We start from the raw sequence: 4,291 nt of genomic DNA on the forward strand, positions 1-4,291 counted from the left end.
GATCCGGACTATCTGCAACTCCTCGAGACGGCAGCGGTTGCCGGCACCCGTCCGGATTTGACGATCCTGATCGACGTGCCGGCGAAGATAGGCCTGGCACGCGTCGCCAAGCGTTCCGAGGACAACGACAGCGGCGGCCCGGACCGGTTTGAAGACGAGGCTTTGTCAGTTCATGAAAGGCGCCGGCAGCTGTTTCTCGAACTCGCCCGGGAAGAATCCCATCGCTTTGTTGTCATCGACGGCAGCAAGGACTTCGCATCTGTCCAGGATGCGATTCAAAATGCGGTTCTCGACTTCTTTGAAGACGAGTTTACTGCGCAAAACGAGACAAACGCCACGGCCCGGAAGCACGAGGACGCGTTTGATGGCCAGAGCTAACGCGCCCGTCGAAATTCCGGAAGTGGATGCCCTGCCGGGCTTCCCGTTGCCGCACGAACGCAACCGCCTGATAGGGCACCGGGAGACAGAAAAGGAGCTGCTGGACGCCTACCGGTCCGAACGGCTTCACCATGCCTGGATCCTCGGCGGCCCAAAGGGCATCGGCAAGGCAACGCTCGCCTTCCGTTTTGCGCAATTCGTCATCGCCAATCCCGACCGCTTCGGAGTAGTAGTGGCATCCGCGCAAGACCTTGCGGTACCCGAGGAACACCCGGTTTCGCGGCAGATCAAGGCTGGTGGCCATCCGAACGTTCTTCATCTGCGCCGGCCCTGGGACGAGAAATCGAAGCGGTTCAAGTCGGACCTCCCGGTCGATGAAGTCCGGCGGACTGTCTCCTTCTTCGGCACAACGGCTTCCGCGAAGGCATGGCGCATCTGTATTGTCGACGCGGCGGACGACATGAATGCCAGTTCCGCCAATGCTCTTCTGAAGATTTTGGAAGAACCGCCCGTACGCTGTCTATTCCTGGTTCTCAGTCACGCGCCGGGCCGCCTCCTGCCAACCATCCGCTCGCGCTGCCGGCGCCTGGATCTTGCCCCGTTGACGCCAGACGACATACGCCAGGGTCTTCAGGAGCTGGCTCCCGATGCCGTTCCGGGTGGAGAGGATCTTCGGGAAATCGCCGAAACGGCGGACGGCAGTCTTCGGTCCGCGATCACCTTGCTCTCCGGCGACGGACTCACGATAGCAAGAGGTGTGAAACGTCTTGCGGAGAATGCCGGCCAGCTTGATCTGGCATCGGTGCACGCGCTTGCCGATATGGTTTCAGCACGCGGCCAGACGGACAACTGGGAAAACTTTCAGCATGTGATCCAGATCTGGCTTCACGAGAAAATGCGAACCGAACTGGCGCAGGGCGTTGGCGTGGCAAGGCGCTACGTGGACATTTGGCAGAAAACCAATCAGGCCATACGCGATTCCGACGCACTGAACCTTGACCGGAAACAGGTTGTTCTCGACTTCTTTCTGGCGCTGCGCGCCGCTTGACCTCTGTCCCGATCAATCCGGTGTGGCCGAAACCGATCAGGCCCCTTGGGATTTCCGGAAAATCCAGCTATCTAGGCGGCGGACACATAGTGGAAGCCCGCTTCCATTCAACGCTCAACCTATCCCGGACGTTTCATGCTCGTTGACAGCCATTGCCACCTCGATTTTCCGGATTTTGACGGCGAACGCGCCGACCTGATTGCGCGCGCCCGCCAAGCCGGCGTCGAAATGATGGTCACCATCTGCACGCATGTCCGAAAATTCGACCAGGTTCTCGCCATCGCGGAAGAATATCCGGAAGTCTATTGTTCGGTCGGCACGCATCCGCATAACGCCGGGACCGAACGCGGTATTCCGGCCGAAGAGATTATCCGCCTGGCAAGCCATCCCAAGGTGGTTGCCATCGGCGAAGCCGGTCTGGACTATTTCTACGACAAGGCGCCCCGTGACGCCCAGGCCGAAGGGCTGCGCATCCATATCGAAGCGGCGCGTCAGACAGGTTTGCCGCTTGTCATTCATTCCAGAGATGCGGATGAGGACATGGCGGCGATCCTGAAAGACGAAATGGGGAAGGGGACCTTCCCGGCCCTGCTGCATTGTTTCTCTTCCGGACGAGAACTCGCCATGACTGGCATCGAGCTTGGCCTTTATGTTTCCTTTTCGGGCATTCTGACCTTCAAGCGGTCCGAAGACATTCGCGCCATTGCCCGCGACCTTCCGGCCGACCGCCTGCTCGTAGAGACGGACGCCCCCTATCTCGCCCCCCAGCCCAGGCGCGGCAAACGCAACGAGCCTGCCTATACGGCGATGACAGCCGCCGTGCTCGCCGAAACCCGTGGCGTCTCCGAAGAGGAAATTGCCCGCCAGACGACGGAAAACTTTTTCCGGCTGTTCAAGAAGGTTCCACGTCCTGAAGGTTTTGCACAGGAATTCGGTCAATGAGCATCGTCCTGACCATCCTGGGGTCCGGGTCTTCCGGCGGTGTTCCGCGCATAGGTAACGACTGGGGACTGTGCGACCCGAAGGAGCCGAAAAACCGGCGCTCCCGCTGTGCATTGCTTGTGGAAAAGCATGGGGAAAACGGGTGCACAACGGTGTTGATAGATACCGGTCCCGACATCAGAAACCAACTGCTGACTGCTGACGTCAGCCATCTCGATGCAGTGCTTTATACGCACTCCCACGCGGACCATCTGCACGGTATCGATGACCTGAGGGCCTTTCTGGTACGTTCGGGAAACCGCATGCCTGTCTATATGGACGAGGTTACGTTTCAGCGGGCGCTCGAAGCCTTCGGCTACTGTTTCTCGACACCGCCAGGCTCCAATTATCCGCCCATCCTGGACCGGCACCAGATCGAGGCTGGAAAACCTGTCCGGATCGCCGGGGCGGGCGGAGCCATTGAATTCGTGCCTTTCCTCGTCAATCACGGGGAGATCGATGCGCTCGGCTTCAGGATCGGAAATGCAGCATACCTTCCCGACGTTTCATTTATTCCGGAAACCGGCTTCAACTTGCTGAAAAATCTAGACATTTTGATCCTTGATTGCCTTCGCCGCAGGCCGCATCCGAGCCATTTCTGCCTGCAGGACTCGCTGGACTGGACCAGGAAACTCGCGCCACGGCACGCGATTTTCACCAATCTTCACAATGACTTGGACTATGAAACCTTGTCCGCGGAACTTCCCGAGACCATAGAACCGGCCTTCGACGGAATGCGGATCGAACTTTCAGACACGGGACAGGCATTGCCACAGTCCGTTTATGCCGACTAAGCCGCGCTACAAGTTGCCGACAGAAGAACGGTTGATCCGGTCCGCCGTTCACTATCTGGAGCGCTACGCATCGTCCGCCGCCAATCTGCGCAAGGTTCTGGAACGCAAGGTTATGAAGGCCTGTGCGGAACACGATCGCGATCCGTCGGACTTTGCCGCACTGATCGACAAGGTCGTCGACAAGTGCACGGGGTCGGGTCTGGTGAACGACCGGGTTTACGCGGAAACCAAAACGGCCAGTCTCAGGCGTCGTGGCGGTTCACGGCGCAAGATCGAAGCCCAGCTGATTTCCAAGGGTGTCGACAAGGACGTGATACAGTCCGTGCTTGAACACGACAGCGGCAGCGATATGGACGCAGCGCGCATTTTTGCCAGGCGTCGGCGGCTCGGTCCGTTCCGAACGGACGGCAACCGGCAGCAGCGGCGCGACAAGGACATGGCAGCCATGTGCCGCGCCGGTTTCTCATTCGACATTGCACGCCGTATCATCGACGCACAGGATGACCCCGACGGCTGAAAAATCCGGCTGCGATCTTAAGAATCGTGACATGGCCGTAACGGCATCGCTAGCAAAGGCATACAAGCAACGCGCAAACCAGGCGCAGCTAACGGCCTGTGTTAGCAACCAAATTCATCCAGCTATTTATATTCCATAATATTGATTATGCGTATTTCGACTGTAAGTGCCAAGCTAGAATGTCACGGGTTGGTCTATTCAGGAATGTCACACTTCCCGTTCTGACAAGTACGCTGGGAGGTGCGGCATGGGCTGGGTGATGATGAGCAAGCGTGACTTGAACAGGATTGAAGTGCTGACCCAGGTCGATGACGGGTACATCGGTGTCACGACAGCGGCCAACCTGATGAACATGTCCAGACGGCACGTCTATCGTCTGCTGGACCGGTTCCGCTCTGAAGGTCCTGGCGGGATACGGCACCGGGCTCGTGGCCGCCGCCCGAACAACGACATCCATCCAGATCGGGGGCTGATCGCTTCTTTATGCCCCTTTGACGCTTGCTATTGCAGTGCTGCGGAGGCCGAAGCCGTCGCGAGCTTCCAATCCTCGATCAAGGTCCCCTCTGTTTTGAG

The 4,291-nt window shown here is 58.6% G+C and carries 6 protein-coding genes; all 6 read left to right on the forward strand.

Annotated features, from left to right (window positions below):
- On the forward strand, positions 1 to 378 hold a 378-nt coding region (locus ACQY7U_RS15025; RefSeq protein ID WP_428645773.1), incomplete at its 5' end, for a dTMP kinase.
- Positions 365 to 1,426, forward strand: coding sequence for a DNA polymerase III subunit delta' (locus tag ACQY7U_RS15030; protein ID WP_428645776.1), 1,062 nt, complete (start codon positions 365 to 367; stop codon positions 1,424 to 1,426). The genes ACQY7U_RS15025 and ACQY7U_RS15030, both read left to right, overlap by 14 nt.
- Before the next feature lie 135 nt (positions 1,427 to 1,561).
- Positions 1,562 to 2,368 carry a TatD family hydrolase gene (locus ACQY7U_RS15035; protein ID WP_428645779.1) on the forward strand — a complete coding sequence of 269 codons (807 nt, stop codon included), beginning with the start codon at positions 1,562 to 1,564 and terminating at the stop codon, positions 2,366 to 2,368.
- The gene (locus ACQY7U_RS15040; protein ID WP_428645782.1) at positions 2,365 to 3,201 is read left to right on the forward strand and encodes an MBL fold metallo-hydrolase; all 837 of its coding nucleotides are present in this window, start codon (positions 2,365 to 2,367) and stop codon (positions 3,199 to 3,201) included. Before ACQY7U_RS15035 ends, ACQY7U_RS15040 begins: the two co-directional genes overlap by 4 nt.
- Complete coding sequence (locus ACQY7U_RS15045; RefSeq protein WP_428645785.1) at positions 3,191 to 3,718, forward strand: regulatory protein RecX; 528 nt, start codon at positions 3,191 to 3,193, stop codon at positions 3,716 to 3,718. The genes ACQY7U_RS15040 and ACQY7U_RS15045 overlap by 11 nt, the downstream gene beginning before the upstream one ends.
- 247 nt (positions 3,719 to 3,965) lie before the next feature.
- On the forward strand, positions 3,966 to 4,291 hold a 326-nt coding region (locus tag ACQY7U_RS15050; protein ID WP_428645788.1), incomplete at its 3' end, for a helix-turn-helix domain-containing protein.

It is taken from the genome of Roseibium sp., assembly GCF_050301095.1.
In the GTDB taxonomy this organism is placed as follows: Bacteria; Pseudomonadota; Alphaproteobacteria; order Rhizobiales; family Stappiaceae; genus Roseibium.